This window comes from Streptomyces lomondensis, assembly GCF_014651035.1.
Taxonomy (GTDB): Bacteria; Actinomycetota; Actinomycetes; order Streptomycetales; family Streptomycetaceae; genus Streptomyces; species Streptomyces lomondensis.
Map to the genome: position 1 here is coordinate 667,230 of NZ_BMWC01000002.1, position 23,993 is coordinate 691,222.

Annotated in this window: 24 protein-coding genes; 7 read left to right on the top strand and 17 right to left on the bottom strand. The window is 71.7% G+C overall.

What is annotated here, in order from left to right; genetic code table 11:
• Positions 1 to 191: 191 nt before the first annotated feature.
• The gene (locus IE255_RS10470) at positions 192 to 1,265 is read left to right on the top strand and encodes a terpene synthase family protein (RefSeq protein WP_229906346.1); all 1,074 of its coding nucleotides are present in this window, start codon (positions 192 to 194) and stop codon (positions 1,263 to 1,265) included.
• Between the two features lie 8 nt (positions 1,266 to 1,273).
• On the opposite strand, the gene IE255_RS10475 is transcribed toward IE255_RS10470, so the two are convergent.
• Positions 1,274 to 1,867 (bottom strand): CAP domain-containing protein, encoded by a 594-nt coding sequence (locus tag IE255_RS10475; RefSeq protein WP_190049891.1) that lies wholly within the window; start codon positions 1,865 to 1,867, stop codon positions 1,274 to 1,276.
• A gap of 202 nt (positions 1,868 to 2,069) precedes the next feature.
• On the opposite strand from IE255_RS10475, the gene IE255_RS10480 reads away from it, so the two are divergent.
• The gene (locus IE255_RS10480; RefSeq protein ID WP_190049892.1) at positions 2,070 to 2,336 is read left to right on the top strand and encodes a hypothetical protein; all 267 of its coding nucleotides are present in this window, start codon (positions 2,070 to 2,072) and stop codon (positions 2,334 to 2,336) included.
• A 94-nt stretch (positions 2,337 to 2,430) separates the two neighbouring features.
• On the opposite strand, the gene IE255_RS10485 is transcribed toward IE255_RS10480, so the two are convergent.
• The 3 genes from IE255_RS10485 to IE255_RS10495 all read right to left on the bottom strand — a co-directional run bounded on the left by IE255_RS10485 (position 2,431) and on the right by IE255_RS10495 (position 5,311).
• Positions 2,431 to 3,192: an ABC transporter permease gene (locus IE255_RS10485; RefSeq protein ID WP_229906347.1), complete on the bottom strand. Its 762-nt coding sequence runs from the start codon at positions 3,190 to 3,192 to the stop codon at positions 2,431 to 2,433.
• On the bottom strand, positions 3,189 to 4,073 hold the full coding sequence (locus tag IE255_RS10490; protein ID WP_229906348.1) for an ABC transporter ATP-binding protein: 885 nt from the start codon (positions 4,071 to 4,073) through the stop codon (positions 3,189 to 3,191). Before IE255_RS10490 ends, IE255_RS10485 begins: the two co-directional genes overlap by 4 nt.
• A 194-nt stretch (positions 4,074 to 4,267) precedes the next feature.
• A complete protein-coding gene (locus IE255_RS10495) occupies positions 4,268 to 5,311 on the bottom strand; it encodes a polyprenyl synthetase family protein (RefSeq protein ID WP_190049893.1) in 1,044 nt (347 codons plus the stop codon).
• A 318-nt stretch (positions 5,312 to 5,629) separates the two neighbouring features.
• Here IE255_RS10495 and IE255_RS10500 point away from each other — a divergent pair, with 318 nt between their 5' ends.
• On the top strand, positions 5,630 to 6,349 hold the full coding sequence (locus IE255_RS10500) for an HNH endonuclease family protein (RefSeq protein WP_372487609.1): 720 nt from the start codon (positions 5,630 to 5,632) through the stop codon (positions 6,347 to 6,349).
• A 462-nt stretch (positions 6,350 to 6,811) separates the two neighbouring features.
• Positions 6,812 to 7,300 (top strand): YajQ family cyclic di-GMP-binding protein, encoded by a 489-nt coding sequence (locus IE255_RS10505; RefSeq protein WP_190049894.1) that lies wholly within the window; start codon positions 6,812 to 6,814, stop codon positions 7,298 to 7,300.
• 103 nt (positions 7,301 to 7,403) lie between these two features.
• Here the strand turns inward: IE255_RS10505 and IE255_RS10510 are convergent, their stop codons facing one another.
• From IE255_RS10510 to IE255_RS10570, 13 genes are all read right to left on the bottom strand, one after another.
• Complete coding sequence (locus IE255_RS10510; protein ID WP_030234067.1) at positions 7,404 to 7,670, bottom strand: GlsB/YeaQ/YmgE family stress response membrane protein; 267 nt, start codon at positions 7,668 to 7,670, stop codon at positions 7,404 to 7,406.
• Positions 7,671 to 8,043: 373 nt separating this feature from the next.
• Positions 8,044 to 8,436, bottom strand: a complete 393-nt coding sequence (locus tag IE255_RS10515; protein ID WP_190049895.1) for a YccF domain-containing protein — start codon at positions 8,434 to 8,436, stop codon at positions 8,044 to 8,046.
• Entirely contained in the window at positions 8,433 to 9,296 is an 864-nt protein-coding gene (gene htpX, locus IE255_RS10520) for a zinc metalloprotease HtpX (RefSeq protein ID WP_190049896.1), read from the bottom strand. The genes IE255_RS10515 and htpX overlap by 4 nt, the downstream gene beginning before the upstream one ends.
• A gap of 271 nt (positions 9,297 to 9,567) precedes the next feature.
• Positions 9,568 to 11,091: an NADH-quinone oxidoreductase subunit N gene (locus tag IE255_RS10525; protein WP_190049897.1), complete on the bottom strand. Its 1,524-nt coding sequence runs from the start codon at positions 11,089 to 11,091 to the stop codon at positions 9,568 to 9,570.
• A complete protein-coding gene (locus IE255_RS10530) occupies positions 11,088 to 12,662 on the bottom strand; it encodes a complex I subunit 4 family protein (protein ID WP_190049898.1) in 1,575 nt (524 codons plus the stop codon). Before IE255_RS10530 ends, IE255_RS10525 begins: the two co-directional genes overlap by 4 nt.
• A 6-nt stretch (positions 12,663 to 12,668) precedes the next feature.
• Positions 12,669 to 14,663, bottom strand: coding sequence for an NADH-quinone oxidoreductase subunit 5 family protein (locus IE255_RS10535; RefSeq protein ID WP_190049899.1), 1,995 nt, complete (start codon positions 14,661 to 14,663; stop codon positions 12,669 to 12,671).
• Positions 14,660 to 15,058, bottom strand: a complete 399-nt coding sequence (nuoK, locus tag IE255_RS10540; protein WP_190049900.1) for an NADH-quinone oxidoreductase subunit NuoK — start codon at positions 15,056 to 15,058, stop codon at positions 14,660 to 14,662. The genes IE255_RS10535 and nuoK overlap by 4 nt, the downstream gene beginning before the upstream one ends.
• Positions 15,058 to 15,735 (bottom strand): NADH-quinone oxidoreductase subunit J family protein, encoded by a 678-nt coding sequence (locus IE255_RS10545; RefSeq protein WP_190049901.1) that lies wholly within the window; start codon positions 15,733 to 15,735, stop codon positions 15,058 to 15,060. Before IE255_RS10545 ends, nuoK begins: the two co-directional genes overlap by 1 nt.
• Positions 15,732 to 16,382 carry a NuoI/complex I 23 kDa subunit family protein gene (locus IE255_RS10550; protein ID WP_190049902.1) on the bottom strand — a complete coding sequence of 217 codons (651 nt, stop codon included), beginning with the start codon at positions 16,380 to 16,382 and terminating at the stop codon, positions 15,732 to 15,734. The genes IE255_RS10545 and IE255_RS10550 overlap by 4 nt, the downstream gene beginning before the upstream one ends.
• 2 nt (positions 16,383 to 16,384) lie before the next feature.
• Positions 16,385 to 17,353, bottom strand: coding sequence for a complex I subunit 1/NuoH family protein (locus tag IE255_RS10555; protein ID WP_010049241.1), 969 nt, complete (start codon positions 17,351 to 17,353; stop codon positions 16,385 to 16,387).
• Positions 17,350 to 18,807 carry an NADH-quinone oxidoreductase subunit C gene (locus IE255_RS10560; protein ID WP_190049903.1) on the bottom strand — a complete coding sequence of 486 codons (1,458 nt, stop codon included), beginning with the start codon at positions 18,805 to 18,807 and terminating at the stop codon, positions 17,350 to 17,352. The genes IE255_RS10555 and IE255_RS10560 overlap by 4 nt, the downstream gene beginning before the upstream one ends.
• The gene (locus IE255_RS10565) at positions 18,804 to 19,415 is read right to left on the bottom strand and encodes an NADH-quinone oxidoreductase subunit B (RefSeq protein ID WP_190049904.1); all 612 of its coding nucleotides are present in this window, start codon (positions 19,413 to 19,415) and stop codon (positions 18,804 to 18,806) included. Before IE255_RS10565 ends, IE255_RS10560 begins: the two co-directional genes overlap by 4 nt.
• Positions 19,406 to 19,813 (bottom strand): NADH-quinone oxidoreductase subunit A, encoded by a 408-nt coding sequence (locus IE255_RS10570; protein WP_010041427.1) that lies wholly within the window; start codon positions 19,811 to 19,813, stop codon positions 19,406 to 19,408. Before IE255_RS10570 ends, IE255_RS10565 begins: the two co-directional genes overlap by 10 nt.
• Positions 19,814 to 20,037: 224 nt before the next feature.
• On the opposite strand from IE255_RS10570, the gene IE255_RS10575 reads away from it, so the two are divergent.
• The 3 genes from IE255_RS10575 (at position 20,038) to IE255_RS10585 (ending at position 23,852) form a co-directional block, all read left to right on the top strand.
• On the top strand, positions 20,038 to 21,240 hold the full coding sequence (locus tag IE255_RS10575; RefSeq protein WP_190049905.1) for a sensor histidine kinase: 1,203 nt from the start codon (positions 20,038 to 20,040) through the stop codon (positions 21,238 to 21,240).
• A 142-nt stretch (positions 21,241 to 21,382) separates the two neighbouring features.
• Positions 21,383 to 22,744: a sensor histidine kinase gene (locus IE255_RS10580; RefSeq protein WP_190049906.1), complete on the top strand. Its 1,362-nt coding sequence runs from the start codon at positions 21,383 to 21,385 to the stop codon at positions 22,742 to 22,744.
• A gap of 448 nt (positions 22,745 to 23,192) precedes the next feature.
• The gene (locus tag IE255_RS10585; RefSeq protein ID WP_502961627.1) at positions 23,193 to 23,852 is read left to right on the top strand and encodes a response regulator transcription factor; all 660 of its coding nucleotides are present in this window, start codon (positions 23,193 to 23,195) and stop codon (positions 23,850 to 23,852) included.
• The last annotated feature ends 141 nt before the right edge of the window (positions 23,853 to 23,993 follow it).

The window sequence follows — 23,993 nt, forward strand, 5'->3', positions numbered from 1 at the left end:
GCCTCAGGCCGAAGATTCTGCGGCACAACGGGGGGCTTGCCGCAAGGCCCCCAGTGCGCTATATGTTGAGAGTGGCAAGGAGTGGATGACTCCTTGCCTTTCCTTTTGTCATCTGGGCCGCCTGTGTTTCTTTTCGCGGGGGTGGGTGTTCCCGTCGCTTCGCATACGCACGGTCCCAGATGATCGTCCGCATGGGGTCTCGTGTGTCCGAGGTGGAACTGCCGCCTCTTTTCTGCCCCCTGGAATCCGCCATTCACCCGCGTGTCCGGCAGGTCGAGAAACGCGCCGTGGAGTGGATCGGCAACAGCGGAATGTGCGCATCCGAAGAGGAAATGGCCTGGGTCGTCGCCACGCACAGCGCCGATTTCTACGCCCGGTTCGCCCCGGGCGCCGACGACGACCGGCTGCTGGCGACGGCCCTGTGGGTGTACTGGGGTTTCGGCTTCGACGACGCGCGCTGCGACAGCGGGCCGCTCAGCACGCGCCCGGCGCAGTTCAACGCGCTGGCCTGCCAGGTGCAGCGGGCGTGCGAGGCCGACACAGCGACCGGCGCGGACCGGTACATCGGCGCCCTGCGGGACATCGTGCGCCTCTTTCGCGCGCTCGGGACGCCCGCGCAGGTCACCCCGTTCGCGCACGCGCACCGCGCCTGGCTGTCGGGAGTGGCCTGGCAGGTCGGCAACCAGGCGCTGGGCCGGATGCCCGGCCTCGACGACTTCCTGACGATGCGGCTGCTGGCGGCGGGCGGGGAGCCGACCTTCGCGATGCTGGAGATCGCGGCGGGCGCCGAGGTGCCGGACCGGGACCTGTACCGGCCCGCGGTACTGGCGCTGAAGGAGATGGCCATCCTGGTGCCCGCGCTCGACAACGACCGGCACTCGCTGCCCAAGGAACAGGCCCGGGACCAGGCCGACCAGAACATCTACACCGTGCTGATGCACGAGCGGGATCTGACGCTCCAGCAGGCGGTGGAGGCCGCGAACGGGCTGCGCGACCGCGTCCTGCTGCGGTTCCTCCAGCTGCACGACCGCGTCCGCCCGACGGCCGGCCCGGAACTCGCCAGCTACCTCCAGGGGCTGCGGTACGGCATCCGCGGCAACAACGAGTGGGGGCTGCGCGTGCCCCGCTATCTCAGCCTCGGCCACTGGCCCGACGCGATGGAGGACACCGCGCTGACCTGGGCCGAGGATCCGTCGGACACTCGGCCGGGCCCGCTGGAGGGCGCCCCCGGCGTCGCCTGGTGGTGGGACGAGGACCTGGGCTGAGCCCGGCCTCAGTGGCCCGTGGCCAGGTCCAGGGTCCACCAGGGCCCACCGTCGCCGTCCGCGACGCCGACCCCCGCGTGGGTGTAACGGCAGGTGAGGATGATCGCCCGGTGCGGGGCGCTGTCCATCCAGGTCCGGACGGCGGCCTGGGGCGTGCCGACGCCGGCGGCGATGGTCTCGCCGGTCTGGCGGAGGTGGTAGCCGGCGGCCCGCATCCGGGCGGCCGGGCTGCTGCCGTCGGTTCCGGTGTGGGCGAGGCGCCGGCTGCGGGCCATGTCGGCGCTGTGCGCCTGGGCGGCGCGGTTGAGGGAGGTCCGCAGCCGTACGGGCCCGCAGCCGACCTCGGCCCGGTGCCGGTTGACGGCGGCAACGACCTCGGCGGCCGCGTCGCCGCGGGAGGAGGCGGTGCGCTCCCGGGGTTCCTGCAGCCGTCCGGCTTCCTGGAATGGCCCGCGTTCCTGAAATGTTCCGCGTTCCTGAAATGGTCCGGGCACGGGCCACAGAGGCGCCTCGTAGTGCGGCGGCGGAATCGGCACGGGCGGCCCGGCCCAGGCGAGAAGGGTGCCTGCCAGGGCGAGTGCCGCCCTGCGCATCCCGGTCATCTTTTCTCTCTTCTTTTCTCTATGTCCTGCGCGGTGCAGTGGACACCGTACCGATATTTATTTCCGCTGTTGTGCCCAGCCGTTCGTTCGGGAGAAAAGGGCATTTCCCGGACCGGTGCGGAGGGCACGAATGGCTAGGCTGGTATCCGCTCATCCATTCTTTCCCTGCTCTTCCGTTCCCTTTCTCTCTCGGAGGTTTCTCATGTCGCTGCGGGTTCGCCGCATCGCGGTCATTTCGCTCGCCGCGCTGGCTCTCACCGCGGGCGGGACGGTGGTGGCCGCCGGCGCCTCGGCACGGCCGGCGGACACCACCATCGGCAACCCCGGCCCCGACGGTTTCGGCGGCGGCCACGGCGGTGGCCACGGCGGCCACGGCGGCCACCACGACGGGCCGCTGCACTTCGGGCCCTTCGAGTTCCCCCGCTACGGCTCCGTCTCCGGCGGCTTCTCCTGGGGTGTGCGGGACTAGCGGGAACCGATCACGTCGAGGGCCGTCCTGCGGGCAGCCGACAAGCCATGTACGCGGGCAGCCGACAAGCCATGTGCGCGGGCAGCCGGCCGGGTCAGCGCTTCAGCGTGGTCGCGCTGGCGACGAGCACCAGGACCACGCACCCCAGGATGAGCAGCGCGTCGCGGACGAACAGTCCGGTGACGCCCGTGTGCGTGGCGGCCTCGCCGGCGGCCTGGACGGCGTACGTCATCGGCATGGCCTTGGCGACGGCCGACAGGGCGCCGTACATCTCGTCGCGCGGCACGAACAGGCCGCACACCAGGAACTGGGGCAGCACCCCGGCGGGCAGGAACTGCACCGCCTGGAACTCGTTGCGCGCGAAGGCGCTCACGAGCAGGCCCAGTGCCAGCCCGAGCAGCGCGCCGAGCATGGCGATGACCATCAGCAGATAGGCGGGGCCCTTGATGTCCAGGCCGAGCGGACCGATGGACAGCAGCGTGGAGAGGACGGCCTGGAGCAGGGCCAGGAAGGCGAAGGCGAGGCTGTAGCCGAGCACGATGTCGAGCCGCCGCACGGGCATCGTCAGCAGCCGCTCGGCGGTGCCGGTGGTGCGTTCCCGCAGCGTGGACACGGACGCCACCAGGTACATCACGATGACCGGGAAGATCCCGAAGACCTGGGGCCCGACCCGCTCGAAGGTGGCCTCCGAGTCGTGGAACATCAGCTTCAGCAGCACCATGAGCATGCACGGGATGGCCAGCAGCAACGCGGTGCTGCCCTTGTCGCGGGAGATCTGCTGGAGCACCCGGACCGCGGTCGCGCCGGTGATCGTGGGCGAGAACGGCAGCCGCTCGGCCAGTCGGACGCCGCTCACCGCGCCGTGTCCGCGGCGAAGTAGGTCCGTTCCGCTTCCGGGGCGCCGCCCTGGTCGAGGAAGCCCGGCAGCGCGGGCAGCAGGCTCTGTTCCGCGGCCCGCCGCCGGGCGCGTTCCTCGGCGTCGGACGCAGCCTGCACCAGGTGCATGAACGCCTCTTCCACATCGTCGCAGCCGGTGTGCTCCAGCAGCGTCTCCCGGTCGGCGCCGGCCAGCAGCCGCCCGGACCGCATCAGCAGGAGCCGGTCACAGCGGTCGGCCTCGTCCATGACATGGCTGGAGATCAGCAGCGTGGTGCCCTCCTCGGCCAGCCGCTGGAAGACCAGCCACAACTCCCGGCGCACCATGGGGTCCAGGCCGACGGTCGGCTCGTCCATCACGAGCAGGTCGGGCTTGTTCAGCAGCGCCACGGCCAGCGACACCCGCGAGTACTGGCCGCCCGACAGCCGGGCGACCAGCTTGTCCGCGTACGAGGCCAGGTCGACCTCCTTCACCACCCGGACCACCGCGTCCTCCCGGCGCCAGCCCCGCATGCCGAGGGCGGCGGCGAAGTAGCGCAGGTTCTCCAGCACCGTCAGGTCCGCGTAGACCGACGGTGCCTGGGTGACGTAGCCGACGCGGGTCCGCAGCTGCGGGGCGCCGGCCGCGTATCCGAGGACCTGGACGTGGCCCGCCGTGGTCTGCTGCACGCCGACCACGGAGCGCAGCAGCGTCGTCTTCCCGCAGCCGCTCGGCCCGAGCAGGCCGACGATGCAGCCGCGGGGGACGGTGAAGCTGACGTCCTGCAGGACCGTGTGGCGGCCGCGGACCACCCGCAGCCCGTAGGCGGCCACGGCGGGGAGGTCCCCCGGCAGCGCTGCGCTCGTCTCGGTCTGGTGCACGACTCCACTGTGTTTCGTCACGATCGGTTCCGCTCGGAGCGGCCGCGGTACGGCCGGGGCTGCGGCGGTGGGTTGCGGCCATCGGCCAGGACGTGCCGCACGGCCATGGACCGCCGCACAGACAACGGCCCACCCGGACCGAAGTCACGGCTCTTGTCCCCGTCCGCCGGGATGGCCGTATCCGGCGGCCGGGCTCAGGACTCGCGGCGGGTCATCGCCCAGGCGATGTCCTGGAGTTGCCGGTAGGTGTCGGGGGTCAGCCGCGCCCACGACAGCGCCCGCAGCGCGGCCGCCACCTGGCGGCGGGCCTCCTGCTCCGCAGCCTCGCGGCCACCGGCCTCCGCCACCAGCTCGCGCGCCAGGGCGACGTCCTGTTCGTCGAGGGGGCGCGAAGAGGCATACAGCGCACGGAGCCGGTCGGCCGCCGCGCCCTCGCCGCTCAGGGCCGCCACCACGGGCAGCGACTTCTTCCGCGCCGCGAGGTCGGCCCCCACCGGCTTGCCGCTGCGCGAGGTGCGGCCCCAGATGCCCAGGATGTCGTCGGCGCACTGGAAGGCCACGCCCAGGCGCCGCCCGAACTCCCTCAGTCCCCGTACCCGTTCGCCGTCCGCTCCGGCCAGGATGCCGCCGAGGGCGCACGAACACCCGATCAGCGACCCCGTCTTGCCCTCCGCCATGGCGAGGTACTGGGCCACCGACACCTCCGGCGCCTTCTCGAACACCACATCGCGGCTCTGCCCCTCGACCAGCTCCATCAGGGCCGAGACCAGCTCCTTCACCGCTTCCGCCGCCCGCCGCCGGTCCACGTCGGCGAGCACCCGCATCGCCGACACGAGCAGGGCGTCGCCGGTCAGCACCGCCGCCGGGGTGCCGAACACCGACCAGGCGGCCGGCCGGTGGCGGCGCAGGGCGTCGCCGTCGATGACGTCGTCGTGCAGCAGGGTGAAGTCGTGCACCAACTCCACGGCGACCGCGCCCGGTACGGCGGCCTCCGGGCTGCCGCCGACCGCCGCGGCGGACAGCAGGGCCAGGGCCGGGCGGACGGACTTGCCGGTGCGGGACGCCGTCGCCATCGGTGTGCCGTCGGCCTCGCACCAGCCGCAGTGGTACCCCGCCACCCGGCTCTCGGCCGCCGGCAGTGCGGCCAGGGCCGACCGGAGGGCGGGGTTCAGCAGGCCGTCGACCCAGCCCAGACGTGGAAATGTGCCGACCGGCGCCGGGTCGGTGATCTGCGCCATGTACTGCTCCTCAAGACATGAACGGGGACCGCGTTCGGCTCGACTGCCGGTCACGCACCCGCCTCAGTCAATCGGTGGCCACACGCCCCGGAGAAGCCGCAGCGCACCGCCCGTCCAAAGATCACTTACCCGGACCAGCCCTGCTACGGTGCATCTAGCCGACAATCGGGCCATGACACCGGCGAGTTGCGGGCCGGGCCGGAACAGTGGTGGTCAGCGCGCTGCGGGAGCGGGCGAGAGCCCGCCGACGCCGCCGTCAGCGTCAACCTCCGGCTGACGCCCGGAGGCTGCGGCACCGTTTCTGCATACGACCGCCGAGTGATCTCCGTGCGCGTCCGGCGGGCCTGGCCGGGCAGGTCGCCCATGCTGCTGCGCGTGATCGTTTCCCTGGCACGAGCCTGTGCTGCCGCCCTGCTCGGCACCGCCTGCACCTTCGCCCTGTCCTGCCCCGCGCATGCCGCGAAATCCCTGCCCCTGGACCAAGCCGTCGCCGCCCTGCCCCAGGCCGCGGAGTCCCGGGACGGCTACGAGCGGGCCAGCTTCACGTACTGGAACGCCGGCGCCAACCCCGACGACGGGTGCGACACCCGCGACGAGGTGCTGATCGCCGAGGCGGTCGAACCACCGGCCACCGGCCCCGACTGCAAGCTGAAGGGCGGCACCTGGTCGTCCTACTACGACGCCCGCCAGATCACCTCGGCGGCGGCCATGGACGTCGACCACATGGTGCCGCTGCCCGAGGCCTGGGACTCCGGCGCCTCCCAGTGGAAGGCATCCCGCCGCGAGGCATACGCCAACGACCTCGCGGACCCGCGCACGCTGGTGGCCGTCTCCGCCGCCGCGCACCGCAGCAAGGCCGACCAGGATCCCGCCGAGTGGCTGCCGCCCAACAGCAAGGCGACGTGCCGCTACATCGTCGAGTGGACGGCGGTGAAACTGCGCTGGAGCCTCACCGCGGACACCGAGGAGCGCGAGTCCCTCGCCCGCCTGGCCGAGGCTTGCCCGGATGCCACGGTGACGTATACGCCGGCGCCGTAGCCCCGGGGGGCCGTGGCTGGTGTGGTCTGTGCTGCCGGTGCTGTCGGTGTCACCGCACCGGCAGCACCGTTGTTCGGCGCGCATCGGCAGGCGTCACGCCGCAGGTGAGACGCATCACCCAGAACCCAGCGGGGCCAGCACGCAAAAGACCCCCTCCCACCTGCGTCTCCGCAGATGAGAGGGGGTCTTCCCCAGTGTGGCGGCGCTAGGATTCGAACCTAGGAAGGCTGAGCCACACCGCCGGGGTAGCTGCCCGGCGAGCCGCTTTTTCGGCGGCGCTCCGTGGCAACGACGTAAACAATACCCGATGTGGAGGGGTGCTTCGCCACCCGATTGATCGGCGCCCGGGGGGCGGGGGGTGGCTAGGCTTGTCCGGATGCGGCCAGGGGCCTGAACAGGTCCGCCGGCTGCCACGTACGCCGGTACGCACGACACGCACCCCGATACAAGGAGCCACAGGACATGGCCGACTCCAGTTTCGACATCGTCTCGAAGGTCGAGCGGCAGGAGGTCGACAACGCCCTCAACCAGGCCGCCAAGGAGATCTCGCAGCGCTACGACTTCAAGGGCGTGGGCGCCTCGATCGCGTGGTCCGGCGAGAAGATCCTCATGGAGGCGAACTCCGAGGACCGGGTGAAGGCTGTCCTCGACGTCTTCCAGTCCAAGCTGATCAAGCGCGGCATCTCGCTGAAGGCCCTGGACGCGGGTGAGCCCCAGGTCTCCGGCAAGGACTACAAGATCTTCGCGTCCATCAAGGAGGGCATCTCCCAGGACAACGCGAAGAAGGTCGCGAAGATCATCCGCGACGAGGGCCCCAAGGGTGTGAAGGCGCAGGTGCAGGGCGAGGAGCTGCGGGTCAGCTCCAAGAGCCGTGACGATCTCCAGGCCGTCATCACCCTGCTGAAGGGCAAGGACTTCGACTTCGCGATGCAGTTCGTGAACTACCGGTAGGCCGGTCGGGGGCCCCGGGCTCCACGGTCTGCGCGGGTACGGGGAAGGGTGGGCGCCTGCCGGTGCTCACCCTTCTCGTCTGCCGGCTGCGGTCGGCGCGCGGTCAGTCGCGGGAGTGGCCGAACAGGAGGCGGTAGGCGATCAGGAGGACGAGCGATCCGCCGATCGCCGCGGCCCAGGTCGTGCCGTCGTAGAAGTCTTTGGTGATCGGGTGGTCCATCCAGCGGGCCGATATCCAGCCGCCGATGAACGCGCCCGCGATGCCGATCAGGGTCGTGCCGATGAGGCCCCCCGGATCGCGCCCCGGCAGCAGGAACTTCGCGATGGCTCCGGCCAACAGTCCCAGGATGATCCAGCTGATGATCGTCATGCCGTGAACCTGCCCTTTCACGCTGTGCCCGCACTGTCCCGGCCATGTGATGTTGCTCCCGGCAGGCCGTGGCCGTGCGTCGTACGTCGGGCGTCCCGCGTGCGTCGTCCTTGCCGCGCGCGTTCGCCGTCCTGGTGGGGAGGACGCGTTGACGGCGCTCGGCGGTTGCGCCGGTCAGGGGCCTCTCACCGGGTCTGCCGGTGCGGGATGGGAAGTCCGGCCTCTTGGGCGGGTGTTGTGCGTCCTGGTCGGCACTCGGGTCGGCAACTGCTCGGTCGCGGTCATGGGTTCATGATGCGGGCCGACGCTGACAGCCGGGCGGGCCTGTGGACAACCCCTGGCCTGTGGACAACCGGGCGGCCTCGGCGGGCCGTCAGCGCACCGCGAACGGCTGGTCCGTCCGTACGATGTCGCGGCCCAGCGGGAGCAGCGAGACCGGGATCAGCTTGAAGTTGGCGATGCCGAGCGGGATGCCGATGATCGTGACGCACAGGGCGATACCGGTGACGATGTGGCCGAGCGCCAGCCACCAGCCCGCGAGCACCAGCCACAGCACGTTGCCGACGCAGGACGGCGCGCCCGCGTCACGGCGCTCGACCGTCGTGTACCCGAACGGCCACAGGGCGTAGACGCCGATGCGGAAGGCCGCGATGCCGAACGGGATGCCGATGATGGTGATACAGAGGAGCAGGCCCGCCAGCATGTAGGCGAGGAACAGCCAGAAGCCGCTCAGGACGAGCCATATGACGTTCAAGATGGTCTTCACTGGTTCCCACCTGCCATTTTTTCGAGCCGGGCGATGCGGTCCGCCATCGGCGGGTGCGTGGAGAACATCTTCGAAAGGCCCTGGCCGGGCCGGAACGGGTTCGCGATCATCATGTGGCTGGCGGTCTCGATGCGGGGCTCGGGCGGCAGCGGCAGCTGCTTCGTGCCGAGTTCGAGCTTGCGCAGGGCGCTGGCCAGGGCGAGCGGGTCGCCGGTGAGCTGGGCGCCGGAGGCGTCCGCCTGGTACTCGCGGGAGCGGCTGATGGCCAGTTGGATGAGCGAGGCGGCGAGCGGGCCCAGGATCATGATCAGCAGCATGCCGAGCAGGCCGGGGCCGTCATCGTCGTCGGAGCGCCCGATCGGGATCAGCCAGGCGAAGTTGACCAGGAACATGATCACGGAGGCGAGGGCGCCGGCGACCGACGAAATGAGGATGTCGCGGTTGTAGACGTGGCTCAACTCGTGGCCGATGACGCCGCGCAGCTCGCGCTCGTCCAGGAGGCGCAGGATGCCGTCCGTGCAGCACACGGCGGCGTTGCGTGGGTTGCGACCCGTGGCGAAGGCGTTGGGCGCCTCCGTCGGGGAGATGTACAGGCGCGGCATGGGCTGGCGGGCCTGTGTGGAGAGCTCGCGGACCATGCGGTAGAGCCCCGGGGCCTCGAACTCGCTCACCGGGCGGGCGCGCATCGCGCGGAGGGCCAGCTTGTCGCTGTTCCAGTACGCGTACGCGTTGGTGCCGAGCGCTACCAGGACGGCGATGACGAGCCCCATGCGGCCGAAGAAGCTGCCGATGACGATGATGAGTGCGGACAGTCCCCCGAGGAGGACTGCTGTCCTGAGCCCGTTGTGCCGGCGGTGCACGGTACGCCCTCCAAGTGGTGCGGCAGGGGGACCCTTGCTTGCTGTTCTGCGGTGCCACTGGTGCCGTGATGTCACGTCCAGTGGACCCTCCCGTACTGGTCAACGCCAGGCGGGAGGCACTAGTTCCCTTGTGCGTGCGGGGCGGGCCGTGGACCGTACGGGTGACGGCCGCAGGCGCGCCACGCACGCGTGCGGGGCCGAGTGCCCACACGCGCGTGGCGAAAGCGTGACCGGTGTGGCGGCCGGGGTCGGAAGAGCCCGGCGGCCGGCGTCAGAAGAGCCCGGTGTCCGTGAAGCGCAGGACCAGCTGGGGTGCTCCGGACAAGGCGATGCCGAGGACGCCGGTCAGGGCGATCGCGGCGGTGAGCGGGGCGGGGACGCGGTGCTTCTCGGGTTCGCCCTCGGGGGCGCGGAAGAGCAGGGCCGTCCACTGGAGGTAGTAGAACAGCGCGATCACGACGTTGACGGCCATCACCACGGCCAGCCAGCCGAGGCTGGCGTCGACGGCCGCCGAGAAGACGGTGACCTTGGCGAAGAGGCCGATGATGCCCGGCGGCAGCCCGGCGAGGCAGAGCAGGAAGAACGCCAGGAGCAGCGCGGGCAGCGGGCTCGACGCGTACAGGCCGCGGTAGTCGGCGACGCGGTTGAGGGACTTCGTCCGGCCGACCAGCGCGGCCACCGCGAAGGCGCCGAGGTTCACGGCGCCGTACATCAGGGCGTAGGCGACGGTGGAGCCGATCGACTTCTCGGCGTCCCCGGAGTACGCGGCTGCGGCGATCGGCACCAGGAGGTAGCCGGCTTGGCCGACGGAGGACCAGGCGAGCAGGCGTACCGCGCTGTACGCGCGCGTGGCCTGCTGGCGGAGGGCTCCGGCGTTGCCGACGGTCATGGTGAGCGCGGCCAGGGCCGCCAGGGCCGGGCCCCAGACGTCGGCGTACGACGGGAGGGCGACGACCGTGACGAGGATCAGGCCGGTGAAGCCGACCGCCTTGCCGATGACCGACAGATAGGCGGCGATCGGCAGGGGGGCGCCCACGTAGGTGTCGGGCACCCAGAAGTGGAACGGCACGGCGGCCGTCTTGAAGGCGAAGCCGACGAGGGTGAGGACGACGCCGGTGTGGGCGAGCGTCTGGAGCTGCCCGTCGACGCTCTGGACGCGGTCGGCGATCTGGGTGAGGTAGAGGGTGCCCGTGGAGGCGTACAGGAAGCTGATGCCCATGAGGCTGACCGCGGTGGCGGTGACCGAGGACAGGAAGAACTTCAGGGCCGCTTCGGAGGACCTCCGGTCGCCGTGCTTCAGGCCGACCAGCGCGAAGGCGGGCAGGGAGGCGACCTCCAGGGCGACGATCAGGGTGGCGAGGTCGCGGGAGGCGGGCAGGAGGGCGGCGCCGGCCGCGGAGGACAGCAGCAGGAACCAGTACTCGCCCTCGGGAAGCTCCCTGCGGGCGTCCTTCAGGGCGGTGACCGACAGGAGGGCGGCGAGGAGGGCGCCGCCGAGGACCAGGAACTGGATGACCAGGGTGAAGCGGTCGGCCGTGTAGCTGCACACGGCGGCGTCACCGGTCAGGCAGAAGGTGCTGCGGTCGCCGTCCAGGAGGGGCAGCAGTAGCAGCGTGGCGGCGGCCAGGCCGGCCACGGACGTCCAGCCGAGCAGCGCCTTCCGGTGCTCGGCGACGAACAGGTCGGCGACCAGGACGGCGAGTCCGACGACCGCCGCGATGGTGGGCGGCGCGATCGCGAGCCAGTCGACGGACTGGACCAGCGACGCGGCCAGGGACGGGGCCGGGGAGCTCATCGGGTGCCTCCTGCGAGGAGCTGCTGGACGGCCGGATCGCTCAGGCCGAGGAGGGCCTTGGGCCACAGGCCCGCGACGACGGTGAGGACGACGAGCGGCGTCCAGGCCGCGAACTCGTACGAACGGACGTCGGTGAGTTTGGGGACATCCTGCGGCAGGGCGCCCATGCAGACACGGCGGACCACGACCAGCAGGTACGCGGCCGTCAGCAGCGTGCCGAACGCGGCGATCGCCATGAAGGTGAGGAAGGCGGGGCGGCTGAGGCCGTCGGCGGGCCGGAACGCGCCGAACAGGGCCAGCATCTCGCCCCAGAAGCCGGCCAGGCCCGGCAGGCCGAGGGAGGCGACGGCGCCGAACGCGAGCAGGCCGCCGAGGCGCGGGGCCCTGCCGTACAGGGCGGCGCCGGTCTCCTCGGCGAGGGTGTCGAGGTCGGTGGTGCCGGTGCGGTCCTTCAGCGCGCCGACCAGGAAGAAGAGCAGGCCGGTGATGAGGCCGTGGGCGATGTTGGCGAACAGGGCGCCGTTCACGCCGGTCGGGGTCATCGTCGAGATGCCGAGCAGGACGAAGCCCATGTGGCCGACGGAGGAGTAGGCGATGAGGCGCTTCAGGTCGCCCTTCGCGCCCTGTTTGGCGAGGGCCAGGCAGGCGAGGGACCCGTAGATGATGCCGACGACGGCGAGGGCGGCGAGGTAGGGCGCGAAGGTGCGGAAGCCGTCCGGTGCGATCGGCAGCAGGATCCGGACGAATCCGTACGTACCCATCTTCAGCAGGACGCCGGCCAGCAGGACCGAGCCGACGGTCGGCGCGGCGGTGTGGGCGTCGGGCAGCCAGCTGTGCAGCGGCCACATCGGCGTCTTCACGGCGAGCCCGATCCCGATCGCCAGAACGGCGATGACCTGCACGGATGTGGTCAGCGACCGGCCGTTGTCAGTGGCGAGTGCCATCATGTCGAACGTGCCCGCTTTGATCCCGATCAGGAGCAGGCCGAGCAGCATGACCACCGAGCCGAGCAGCGTGTAGAGGATGAACCGCCACGCGGCCTGGCTGCGGCCCTCGCCGCCCCAGCGGGCGATGAGGAAGTACATCGGGATGAGGACCATCTCGAAGGCGAGGAAGAACAACAGCAGGTCGAGGACGGCGAAGGTCGCCAGCATGCCGGACTCGAGGACGAGCAGCAGGGCGACGAAGGCCTTCGGGGTCGGACCCGCGGGCATCTTGAAGTACGAGTAGAGCGCGCAGAGGAAGGTCAGCAGCGCGGTCAGGACCAGAAGGGGGAGGGAGATGCCGTCGATGCCGAGGTGGATGCGTACGTCGAGGGCGGGGATCCAGCTGATGTCGGTGCTGGCCTGCATCTTCGACGGCTGGTCGTGGTCGAAGCCGAGCGCGAGGACGATCGCCGCGATGAGGACGGCGCCGGTGACGGTGACGCCGTGCCGGAGCACGGCCTGCTCGGGTGACTTCCCCTTCAGCCCGGGCGGGGCCGGCAGGAGAGCCGCGGCGGCGCCGAGGAGCGGGCCGACGACGACGAATGCCAGAAGGAACTGCATCACGGACTCGTTGATATCGATCACGCCTGCTCACGCTCCCGTGGCGACGAGGACGACGGCGACCGCGAGGACGACGGTGCCGGCGAGCAGCGCGCTCACATAGGTCTGGACGTTGCCGGTCTGGGCGCGTCGTACGGCGGCGCCGAGCCAGCGGGGCAGCGCGCCCGCACCGCGTACGTAGGTCTCGACGACCTCGCGGTCGAGGAACCGGACGAGGCTCGCTCCGGCCTGGACCGGGCGGACGAAGAGGGCCGTATACACGGCGTCCATGTGGAAGCCGGCGGCCGCGTGCCGGTGCAGGGGGCCGAGCAGCAGCCGTCCCGGGTCCGCGGGGTCGGGCGCGTAGGCGATGTCGCCGTAGGCCGGTTCGTGGGTGGCGATGGCCTCCGCCTCGACCCGGGCGGCGTCGCCCTCCGGGTGGGCCGCGACCGCGCCCAGCGGGACGCGTGCCGCGAGCGCGGTGGTGTGCCGCCAGGCACCGTAGGTGACGATGCCGCCGACCAGGGCCACGCCCGTGCCGAGCACGGAGGTGGTCAGGGTCGGGCCGAGGTCGCGGCCGTCGAACCAGTCGGGCAGCAGGCGGAACGTGAACCCGCCGAGGGCCAGGGACGGCACGGCGAGCACCCACAGCACGACGGTCATCGTCAGCGGCTGCCTGCCGTGGTCGGGGGCTTCGGCGCCCCGGCCACGGAAGGCCAGCAACCACAGCCGCATCGCGTAGGCGGCGGTGAGCACGGCCGTGAGCAGACCGGCGACGAGGACGATCCAGCCCGCGGCGGCGGGGGCGTGCTCGGTGTGTCCGGTGACGACATGCTCGGCGACTCCGAGGACGGCCTCCTTGGAGAAGAAGCCGCTGAACGGCGGGATCGCGGCGAGCGCGAGGAGCGCCACGGTCATCGTCCAGTAGGCGTCCGGGACGCGGTCGCGCAGATTCCGCATGCGGGACATGGCCGCGAGGGAGTTGGTGCCGGCGGCGTGGATGATCACGCCGGCCGCGAGGAACAGCAGCGCCTTGAAGGCGCCGTGGGACAGGAGGTGGAAGACGGCGGCGCCGCGGTCGCCGACGGCCAGGGCGCCGGACATGTAGCCGAGCTGGCCGATCGTCGAGTAGGCGAGGACCCGCTTGATGTCGTCCTGGGCGAGCGCGGCGAGCGCCGAGCCGGCCATCGTGACGGCGGCCATGACGGCAAGGACGACCATCGCGGCCTGGGAGGCCTCGAAGACCGGGAGGAGGCGGGCGATGAAGTAGACACCGGCGGCGACCATCGTCGCGGCGTGGATCAGCGCGGAGACGGGGGTCGGGCCCGCCATCGCGTCGGGGAGCCAGGTGTGCAGCGGGAACTGCGCCGACTTGCCCGCCACGCCCGCGAGGAGCAGCAGGGCGATCAGCGTCGGGTGGTCGAGCGAGCCGCTCGCGACGGCGCCGAGGACCCGGGTGATGCGGAACGAACCGGCGTCGGTGGCCAGGGCGAACAGGCCGATCAGGAAGGGGACGTCGCCGAGCTTGGTGACCAGGAAGGCCTTGAGGGAGGCGGCGCGGGCCTCCGGGGTCTCCCAGTAATGGCCGACCAGGAAGTACGAGCAGATGCCCATGACTTCCCAGCCGACCAGCAGCACCATCAGGTCGCCGGAGTAGACGACCAGCAGCATCGCGGAGGTGAACAGGGAGACCAGGGCGGCATACGAGGGGTAGCGCGGGTCGTCGCGCAGGTAGCCCGTCGAGTAGATCTGCACACAGGAGGCGACCAGGCCGACCAGGACGGCGACGAGGGCGGCGAAGCCGTCGACGTGCAGGGCGAGTTCGATCGGGACCGACCCGGTGGGGGTCAGTTCCGTGGCCGCGTCGACGGCCGCGTCACCGCCCTGGCGTACGGCGACCAGCGCGGCGAGCACCAGGGAGGTGAGGGTCGGCAGGACGGCGAGCGGGCGGGCGAAGCCCGGGGCGGTGCGGCCCAGGAGCAGGCCGGCGACGGCGCCGAGGAACGGAAGGAGGGGGACGAGGACGGCGAGGGTGGTCGTGGTCACGCGGTGGCCTCAGCCTTCTGGGCCTCGCCGGACTGCTCGGCCGCGAGGGCGTCGCTGTCGGGGCCGTCGGGGTCGTGCAGTTCGGAGGTGTCGCGGAGCTTGTCGATGTCCGCGGTGCCGCGGTTGCGGTGCACGGCCAGGACGATCGCCAGGCCGATGCCGATCTCGGCGGCGGCGATGGCGATGGTGAACAGCGTCAGGGCCTGGCCGGAGTGCAGGGTCTCCTCGGCGGTCTTGCTGAGCCAGACGTCGAAGGCGACCAGGTTGAGGTTGACGGCGTTGAGCATCAGCTCGACCGACATCAGGACGAGGATCGCGTTGCGGCGGGCGAGGACGCCGTACAGGCCCGTGCAGAAGAGAAGGGCGGAGAGCACGGCGGGATAGGCGAGGTGCATCAGCTGGTGCCTTCCTTCTCGCTCCGGGGGCCCTTCTCACTCCGGGGGCTCTTCTCGCTCCGGGCGGCCGGGGTGCTCTCGGCCGCGGTCGCCGCCCCGGCCTTCGCCTTGCGGGACAGGACGATCGCGCCGACCAGGGCGGCGAGGAGGAGGACGGAGAGGGCCTCGAAGGGGAGGACCCAGTTCTGGAAGAGGCTCGCGCCGGTGGCCTCGGTGGACCCGGCGGCAGGGCCGTCCAGGTCGATCCAGGTCGTGCGGAAGGCGTCGACGACGACCCAGACCAGGGCGGCAGCGGCGGCGACGGCCACGGTCAGGGCGGCCCAGCGGTTGCCGGAGTCGGCGTCCGGGGAGCGGCCGATGGGGGCCCTGGTGAGCATCAGACCGAACAGGAGGAGGACGACGACGGAACCGACGTAGATGAGGACCTGCACCCAGGCGATGAACTCGGCGGTGAGCAGGAGGTACTCGACGGCCAGGCCGCCGAGGGTGACCACCAGCCACAGGGCGGCGTGCACCAGCTGCCGGGTGGTGACGGTGACGATCGCGGCGCCGAAGGTGACCAGGCCGACGAGGAGGAAGGCGATCTCGACGCCGGTCGGGGAGAGGAAGCCGTGGGTCTCGGCGGCGGCGGTCGGGGCGTGAGCCGTGAGGTGGGCGGCTGTTGTCGCGAGGGTCATGGCGTGCCCTCCTGCCCCGGCTTCGGCTGGTCCGTCTGCTGCTTGGAGTCGCCGTGCGGGCGGGTGGGGCGCTCGGCTGCCCGGGCCTGCTCGTCGGCGTGCGGTTCGGTGGGCGGCGGGGACTGCTGGGCCGCCAGCTTCTCCGCGGCCTTGCGGGCGGCGGCGAGTTCCTTCGGCTCCTCCGCGCCGGGGTCGAGGGCCGGCGGGGCCGGGACGGTCCACATCCACTCGCGGAGCTTGTCGCGCTCGTGGGTGAGGTCGCGGATGTCGGTTTCGGCGTACTCGAACTCCGGGGACCAGAACAGGGCGTCGAAAGGACAGACCTCGATGCAGATACCGCAGTACATGCACAGGGAGAAGTCGATGGCGAAGCGGTCGAGGACGTTGCGGCTGCGTTCGCGGCCGCCGGGGGTCGCCGCCGGGATCGTCTCCTTGTGGGAGTCGATGTAGATGCACCAGTCCGGGCACTCGCGGGCGCACAGCATGCAGACCGTGCAGTTCTCCTCGAACAGGCCGATCACGCCGCGGGTGCGGGGCGGGAGGTCGGGCTGGGCGTCCGGGTACTGCGCGGTGACGGACTTCTTCGTCATCGTGCGGAGGGTGACGGCCAGGCCCTTGGCGAGGCCACTGCCAGGAATGGGGGCCATGGTTACTGGATCACCACCTTGACGATGCCGGTGAGGGCGATCTGGGCGAGGGAGAGGGGGACGAGGAGGGTCCAGGAGAGCTTCTGGAGCTGGTCCTCGCGCAGGCGGGGGTAGGTGACGCGCAGCCAGATGACGAGGAAGGCGAGGACGGCGGTCTTCAGCAGGGTCCAGACCCAGCCGAGGCCGTCGGCGCCCCAGGGGCCGTGCCAGCCGCCCAGGAAGAGGACGGTGGTCAGGCCGCACAGGACGACGATTCCGGCGTACTCGGCGAGGAGGAAGAGGGCGAAGCGCAGGCCGGTGTACTCGGTGTACGCGCCGAAGATGATCTCCGAGTCGGCGACGGGCATGTCGAAGGGCGGGCGCTGGAGTTCGGCGAGGCCGGCCACGAAGAAGACGATCGCGCCGACGATCTGCCAGGGCAGCCACCACCACTCGAAGGCGTCGAGGATGCCGGGGATCGAGACGGTGCCGGCCGCCATCGCCACCGAGGCGGCGGTCAGCAGCATCGGCAGTTCATAGGCGAGGAGCTGGGCGGCGGTGCGCAGGCCGCCGAGGAGGGAGAACTTGTTCGCGGACGCCCAGCCGGCCATGAGCGAGCCGAGGACGCCGACGCCCATGACGGCCAGGACGAAGAAGACGCCGGCGTCGATGACCTGGCCGACGGCTCCCTCGTCGGGGCCGATGGGGATGGCGAGCAGGACGAGGAGGTAGGGCAGGAGGGCGACAGCTGGGGCCAGTTGGAAGATACGGCGGTCCGCGCCGGCCGGGACCACGTCCTCCTTCTGCGCGAACTTCACGCCGTCGGCGATCAGCTGGGCCCAGCCGTGGAAGCCGCCGGCGTACATGGGGCCGAGGCGGCCCTGCATGTGAGCCATGACCTTGTGCTCGGTCTGGCCGATGATCAGGGGGAAGGTGAGGAAGACGACGAAGACGATCAGGAGTCGCAGGGTGACGTCGAGCACGTCGTTCACCGCGGGCCTCCTGTGGCGTCTGTGGGGTCAGTGGGGTCTGTTGGGTCTTCGGGGTTGTCCGCGGGCTCGGAGTCCTTCGCGGGCTCGGGCTTCTCCGGGGCGGCCGGCGGCTCGGGGGTCGGCAACGGCGCGGCCTCGGGCGACGGTTGGGGTTCCGGTTCCTCGAAGGCCGGGCGGGCGTGGTGCCAGGGGGCGTCCGTGCTGCGCGGGGTGCGCGAAGCGCGGCCCGACTGACTGTCGCTGCGCCTCTCGCTCGCGCTGGCGCTGCCGTTGCCGTTGTCGCCGCGGTCGGATGCCGCCCGCTGACTCGCGCTGCCCTCCGATGCGCTGCGCGCCCGGCGGGGGCCGGCAGGGTTGTCCGCCGCGGTGTCTGTGGGGGCGTCTTCCGGGGTGTCTGCCGGGGTCCGCTGCGACGCCGAGCCTTCGCTCGCGCTCCGCGCGCGGCGCGTCCCAGCCGACGCGCTCGGCGTTCCGGCCTCAGTGGACGAGGGCCCAGCCCCAGCGGACGAGGGCCCAGCCCCAGCGGACGAGGGCCCAGCCCCAGCGGTCGAGGGTCCGGACGCAGGGGTCGATGGCCCAGCCTCAGCGGTCGATGGCCCGGACGCAGTGGTCAACGGTCCCGTTTCCGTGGCCGGCGACTCCGGCCCGGTGGTCCCGGCAGCGGCCTGGCTCGCGGAGCCTTCCGCCGCCGTACGAGCACGACGCGGTGCGGTCGGGGAAGCCGTGCCCGTGTCACCGGCAGCGGCCTGGCTCGCCGAGCCCTCCGCCGCGGAACGCGTCCGCCGCACCGGACGCTCGCCCGCCGCTGGGCGGGCCGCGCGGGCCGGCCGGTCGCCCGTCGCGCCGCGGGCCGCGCCCCGGGCCGGACGGGCGGGGGCCGGAGGGAGCTGGCCCTTGAGGGGGCCCCATTCGTTCGGGTCGGGGACGCCGGGCGGGAGCATCTGGCGGCGCTTGGGGCCGCCGTGTTCCGACTCGCCGGGTTCCTTCGCGCCGGGCCAGGCCTTGGCGACGCGGGCGGCCAAGACGAAGTCCTTGCGCAGGGGGTGACCCTCGAAGTTCTCCGGCAGGAGCAGGTGGTCCAGCGCCGGGTGGCCGTCGAAGGTGACGCCGAACATCTCGTGCGTCTCGCGTTCGTGCCAGGCGGCGCCCGCGTAGACACCGACCGCCGAGGGCAGGGCGGGAGCCTCGTGCGGCACCGTCGTACGCAGGAGGAGTCGTCGTACGGGAGAGAGGGCCGCGATGTGTGCCGTGACGCGGAAGCCCGTGCCCGGTTCGTCGACCGCGCTCAGCCAGTCGAAGTAGGTGCAGCCGAGCCGGTCGCGGGCGGTCTCCAGAGAGGCGATCCAGGCAGCGGAGGGTACGTCGACCGTCAGGACCTCGTACGACTCCTCGGCCGTGGCGTCCGGGCCGAAGAGTTCCCCGACGTCGGCGGGCAGCCAGCCGACCGCGGTCATCGTCCCTCCTCGGACGTCGCGTCTGTGGCCGGGGCCGGGGCCGGCGGTCGCACCAGCCCGCTCTCCAGCGCCGCCGCGGACGGGCGGCTCGTGCCGTACCGCTCCCCCAGCGACTCGCGGGCGATCTTCTCCTGGAGCTTGAGGATGCCCTGGAGCAGCGCCTCGGGCCGGGGCGGGCAGCCGGGGACGTAGACGTCGACGGGGATGATCTGGTCGACGCCCTTGGTGACGGAGTAGGAGTCCCAGTACGGGCCGCCGCAGTTGCTGCACGCGCCGAAGGAGATGACGTACTTGGGTTCCGGCATCTGCTCGTAGAGGCGCTTCACCGCCGGCGCCATCTTGTCCGTGACCGTGCCGGACACCACCATCAGGTCGGCCTGGCGGGGGCCCGGCGCGAACGGGATGACGCCGAGGCGGATGAAGTCGTGGCGGGCCATCGACGCGGCGATGAACTCGATCGCGCAGCAGGCGAGGCCGAAGTTGAAGACCCAGAGCGAGTAGCGGCGGCCCCAGTTCAGGATCACCTTCATCGGCTCGGGCGCGAGGCGCGCGAGGGCACCCAGCCGCTTCGGCTCGGGCAGCAGAACAGGCTCGGGGGTCACGTCCATGCCAGGACGCCCTTCTTGTATGCGTAGAGCAGGCCCACGGCCAGGAAGCCGAGGAAGATGAACATCTCCACCAGGGTCGTCGCGCCGTAGCCGGGGGCGGCAAAGACGGTCGCCCAGGGGAACAGGAAGATCGAGTCGACGGCGAAGATCACGTAGAGGAAGGCGTAGACGTAGTAGCGGACCTGGGTGTGGGCCCAGCCCTCGCCGACGGGGTCGACGCCGCACTCGTAGGTCAGGAGCTTCTCGGGCGTGGGGACCACGGGCCGCAGCAGGCGGCCGGCCCCGAAGGCGACGGCGACGAACAGCACGCCGACGACGGCGAGCAGTCCGACGACCGAGTAGGACTGGAAGTAGTCCGCCGCGACGACGGTCGTGGTGACGACGGTCGGTTCCGGCACGTCCGTCCCTCGCTCCCTGAAAAATCGGACCTGGATCCTGCGCCGACCCCGCGGCTCACCCGGACGCCGCTGTTCGACGATCTGTACGCACGGGAGTCTAGGCCCTGATAAAGGCAGGGTAAGCAGCCCGTCACGCCCTGGCATGCGGGGGTGGGGTTTTCCTCAGGTGATCCTGGCGGTCCACCTCATGGCGCGGCTGCCCGCCGCCCGGCACGCTAACGCATATGACCCAACGCTTCCCGTCCCCGGGCACGAAAGAGGCCACGGCGGCGGCCGGGCAGGACGACCGTCCGCCGCCGGCCCGTCTCGCCTACGACCGGCACACCTGGAAAGAGATCGCGCACCTGCTGGCCAACCTTCCGGTCGCGCTGCTCGGTTTCACCTACGTCGTGACGGTGCTGTTCACCGGTTTCGGCCTGACCGTCACAGTGGTCGGGTTCCCGCTGCTCGCGGCCGGACTCATGGGCGCGCGGCAGTTGGGCAGGATGGAGCGGGCGCGGGCCCGGGCACTGCTCGGGGTGCGGGTGGACGAGCCGAGCCGGCTGCGGCTGCGCGGCGGGGGCGGCTTCTTCCAGCGGTTGTGGATGCAGCTGAAGGACCCGGTGGGCTGGCGCACGGTCCTGTACGAGTTCATCCGGCTGCCGTGGGGCGTCCTCACCTTCACCGTCACGCTGACCTCGCTGTTCGTGCTGTGGCCGGTGCTGCCGTTCATCGCGCGGGGCCTGACCAACGCCGACCGGGCCATGGTGCGCGGGCTGCTGTCGCCCTCCGACGAGCTGGAGCGGCGCATCGCCGAGCTGGAGTCGGACCGGGGGGTCGTGGTCGACACGGCCGCCGCCGACCTGCGGCGCATCGAGCGGGATCTGCACGACGGGGCGCAGGCCCGGCTGGTCAATCTGGCCATGGGTCTGGGCCTGGCCAAGGAGAAGGTGCTGGAGGACCCGGACGCGGCGGCGACGATGGTCGAGGAGGCGCACGGCGAGGTGAAGCTGGCGCTCCAGGAGCTGCGGGACCTGGCCCGCGGGATCCACCCGGCGGTCCTGACCGACCGCGGCCTGGACGCGGCCCTGTCCTCGGTCGCCTCGCGCTGCACGGTCCCGGTGAAGGTGTCGGTCGACCTGCCCGCGCGTCCGGCAGCGGCCATCGAGGGCATCGCCTACTTCACCGTTTCGGAGCTGCTCCAGAACGTCAGCAAGCACAGCCGGGCGAAGTCCGCGTCGGTGGATGTGTGGCGGACGGACGACCGGCTCCTCATACAGGTGTGGGACGACGGCCGCGGGGGCGCGAGCCTCGACGGCGGTACGGGGATGAAGGGTCTGGCCGACCGGCTGGACGCCGTCGACGGCCTGTTCGTCCTGGAGTCGCCCGAGGGCGGCCCGACGACGGTCACGGCGGAGCTGCCGTGGCGCGACCGCACGGACGCCTGACGCTGTCGAACGGGCCGGAAGTCCGGAGGTAGGGAAAACCCCCCGCTCAAGACGCCGACGGACTCCATGGTCCGCCGACCTGCGGCGCAGCAGGGTGGAGGTACGAGGGAACAGCCGTAGGACGAGGAGAAGGACGACACCGATGGCCACGGAGTACGGACAGGGATACGGGCTCGACGGCGGGCCCGCGTTCCCCGGGAGCACCGAACGGCGGCACCGGCTGCCCGCCGCGCTGCGGGCGCCGGTCGAGGGCCGCACCTGGCGCGAGCTCGGCCACGTGCTGCTCAGCCTGCCGATCAGCATCCTGCTCTTCACCTACGCGGTCACGATGGTGTCGCTGGGGGCGGGCCTGCTGGTGACGTTCCTCGGCATACCGGTGCTGGCGGCGGCGCTCGCCGGCTGCCGAGGTTTCGGCGCGCTGGAGCGGATGCGGGCGCGGGCGCTGCTGGACCTGGAGGTGGCCGAGCCCGAGCCGCTGCGGATGCGGAAACCGGGCGTCATGGCGTGGATGGGTGCCGTCCTGAAGAGCGGCGCCTCGTGGCGGGCCCTGCTGTACGCGGTGCTGCATCTGCCCTGGGCGGTGTTCTCGTTCGCCGTCACCGTGAACGTCTGGGCGCTGGGCTGGGGGCTGCTGACGTACCCGCTGTGGTTCTGGGTGTTCCCGATGTACGCCGGCCAGGACGGGGTCCAGCTGTACGGCGACGAGACACACCGGGTCTACCTCGACAACCCCTTCGAGATCACGGTGACGGCGCTGGTGGGGCTGCTGTTCACGATCGCCACGCCGTGGATCGTGCGGGCGCTGACGATGGTGGACCGGCTCATGGTGCACGGGCTGCTCGGGCCGTCGCGGCTGGCCTCGCGGGTGGTGGAGCTGGAGTCGGACCGGGGGGTCGTGGTCGACACGGCCGCCGCCGACCTGCGGCGCATCGAGCGGGATCTGCACGACGGGGCGCAGGCCCGGCTGGTGGCACTGGCGATGGATCTGGGGCTGGCGAAGGAGAAGCTCCAGGAGGATCCGGAGACGGCCGTGCGGATGGTGGACGAGGCGCACGGCGAGGTGAAGACGGCGCTCCAGGAGCTGCGGGACCTGGCCCGGGGCATCCACCCGGCGGTGCTGACGGACCGGGGGCTGGACGCGGCGCTGTCGGCGGTGGCGTCGCGGTGCACGGTGCCGGTGCGGGTCGAGGTCGATCTGGCGGAGCGCCCCGCGCCGGCGATCGAGGGGATCGCGTACTTCACGGTCTCGGAGCTGCTCCAGAACGTCAGCAAGCACGCGCGGGCGACCTGGGCGGGCGTGGAGGTCTGGCGGACGGAGAACCGGCTGATGCTCCAGGTCGTGGACAACGGCGTGGGCGGGGCCGACATATCCCAGGGGTCCGGGCTGGCGGGGCTGGCGGAGCGGCTCGACGCGGTGGACGGGATCCTGGTGGTGGACTCGCCGACGGGCGGGCCGACCCGGGTGACGGCGGAGCTGCCGTGGCGTGGGGAGCACGTGCGGTGACCTCGGCGGAGGCTCGGCCCCCGTGACCTGGCCGACCGGTCGGCCAAGGGGCCAAGGGGCCAGGGGTCCGACCGGGCCCGGGGGGCGAACCCCCTGGCCCCCGGCTTTCGCCCACCCGCCACTCGAATCGGCCAGATACGAGCCCCCGGGTCCGGCCCCCCGGAGTCCAGCGCCCCGGAGCCCGCCCCACGGAGCCCAGCCCCCAGAGTCCAACGCCCCGAAGCCCAGCCCCCAGAGTCCAGCCCCCCGAAGCCCAGCCCCGCAAAGTCCGCCCCCTAGGAGCCCGGGCCACCGGAGCCCGGCCCACCGCATCCGATTCGCGTCGCCCACCCCCATCCACCCCCGGATGCTGAAATGCTGGACCCGTCGCACGGGTGGGCGCGGAGCCGTTGTGGGCTGCGGACGGGCGGCGTCGGGCTGTGGGGGGCCGAACATCGTGGAGGACAGGGTGCGGGTGGTCATCGCCGAGGATTCAGTGCTGCTCAGGGAGGGCCTGACCCGGCTGCTGACCGACCGCGGGCACGAGGTCGTCGCCGGGGTCGGTGACGGCGAGGCGCTGATCAAGACCATCACGGAGCTGGACGCGCAGGGCGAGCTGCCGGACGTCGTGGTCGCCGACGTGCGGATGCCGCCGACGCACACCGACGAGGGGGTGCGGGCGGCGGTGCAGCTGCGCAAGGCGCACCCGGGGCTCGGGGTGCTGGTGCTGTCGCAGTACGTGGAGGAGCGCTACGCCACGGAGCTGCTCGCGGGGTCCAGCCGGGGTGTCGGCTATCTGCTGAAGGACCGGGTGGCCGAGGTGCGGGAGTTCGTGGACGCGGTGGTCCGGGTGGCCGAGGGCGGTACGGCCCTGGACCCGGAGGTGGTGGCGCAGCTGCTGGGCCGCAGCCGTAAGCAGGACGTGCTCGCGGGGCTCACCCCGCGGGAGCGGGAGGTGCTGGGGCTGATGGCCGAGGGGCGGACGAACTCGGCGATCGCCCGGCAGCTGGTGGTCAGCGACGGGGCGGTCGAGAAGCACGTCAGCAACATCTTCCTCAAGCTGGGGCTGTCTCCGAGCGAGGGGGACCACCGCCGGGTCCTGGCCGTGCTGACCTACCTCAATTCATGACACTCCCGACATGCGAGTCAGGGTGCTCAATCGTCTCAAAGTCGTGTCCAACATGCGAATGACCGGAAGAAGGCGACCCTTGCGGTCGTAGGGTTGATCCTGGGAAGGCCTGCGGGAAGGCCTGTCCCGGACAGCCGCCTC

Excerpts from the sequence above, each read along its gene's own strand:
- IE255_RS10470 (WP_229906346.1), top strand. The coding sequence starts at position 192 with ATGGGGTCTCGTGTGTCCGAGGTGGAACTGCCGCCTCTTTTCTGCCCC.
- IE255_RS10475 (WP_190049891.1), bottom strand. The coding sequence starts at position 1,867 with ATGACCGGGATGCGCAGGGCGGCACTCGCCCTGGCAGGCACCCTTCTC.
- IE255_RS10480 (WP_190049892.1), top strand. The coding sequence starts at position 2,070 with ATGTCGCTGCGGGTTCGCCGCATCGCGGTCATTTCGCTCGCCGCGCTG.
- IE255_RS10495 (WP_190049893.1), bottom strand. The coding sequence starts at position 5,311 with ATGGCGCAGATCACCGACCCGGCGCCGGTCGGCACATTTCCACGTCTG.
- IE255_RS10505 (WP_190049894.1), top strand. The coding sequence starts at position 6,812 with ATGGCCGACTCCAGTTTCGACATCGTCTCGAAGGTCGAGCGGCAGGAG.
- IE255_RS10510 (WP_030234067.1), bottom strand. The coding sequence starts at position 7,670 with ATGACGATCATCAGCTGGATCATCCTGGGACTGTTGGCCGGAGCCATC.
- IE255_RS10525 (WP_190049897.1), bottom strand. The coding sequence starts at position 11,091 with ATGAGCTCCCCGGCCCCGTCCCTGGCCGCGTCGCTGGTCCAGTCCGTC.
- nuoK (WP_190049900.1), bottom strand. The coding sequence starts at position 15,058 with ATGCACCTCGCCTATCCCGCCGTGCTCTCCGCCCTTCTCTTCTGCACG.
- IE255_RS10545 (WP_190049901.1), bottom strand. The coding sequence starts at position 15,735 with ATGACCCTCGCGACAACAGCCGCCCACCTCACGGCTCACGCCCCGACC.
- IE255_RS10550 (WP_190049902.1), bottom strand. The coding sequence starts at position 16,382 with ATGGCCCCCATTCCTGGCAGTGGCCTCGCCAAGGGCCTGGCCGTCACC.
- IE255_RS10560 (WP_190049903.1), bottom strand. The coding sequence starts at position 18,807 with ATGACCGCGGTCGGCTGGCTGCCCGCCGACGTCGGGGAACTCTTCGGC.
- IE255_RS10565 (WP_190049904.1), bottom strand. The coding sequence starts at position 19,415 with ATGGACGTGACCCCCGAGCCTGTTCTGCTGCCCGAGCCGAAGCGGCTG.
- IE255_RS10575 (WP_190049905.1), top strand. The coding sequence starts at position 20,038 with ATGACCCAACGCTTCCCGTCCCCGGGCACGAAAGAGGCCACGGCGGCG.
- IE255_RS10580 (WP_190049906.1), top strand. The coding sequence starts at position 21,383 with ATGGCCACGGAGTACGGACAGGGATACGGGCTCGACGGCGGGCCCGCG.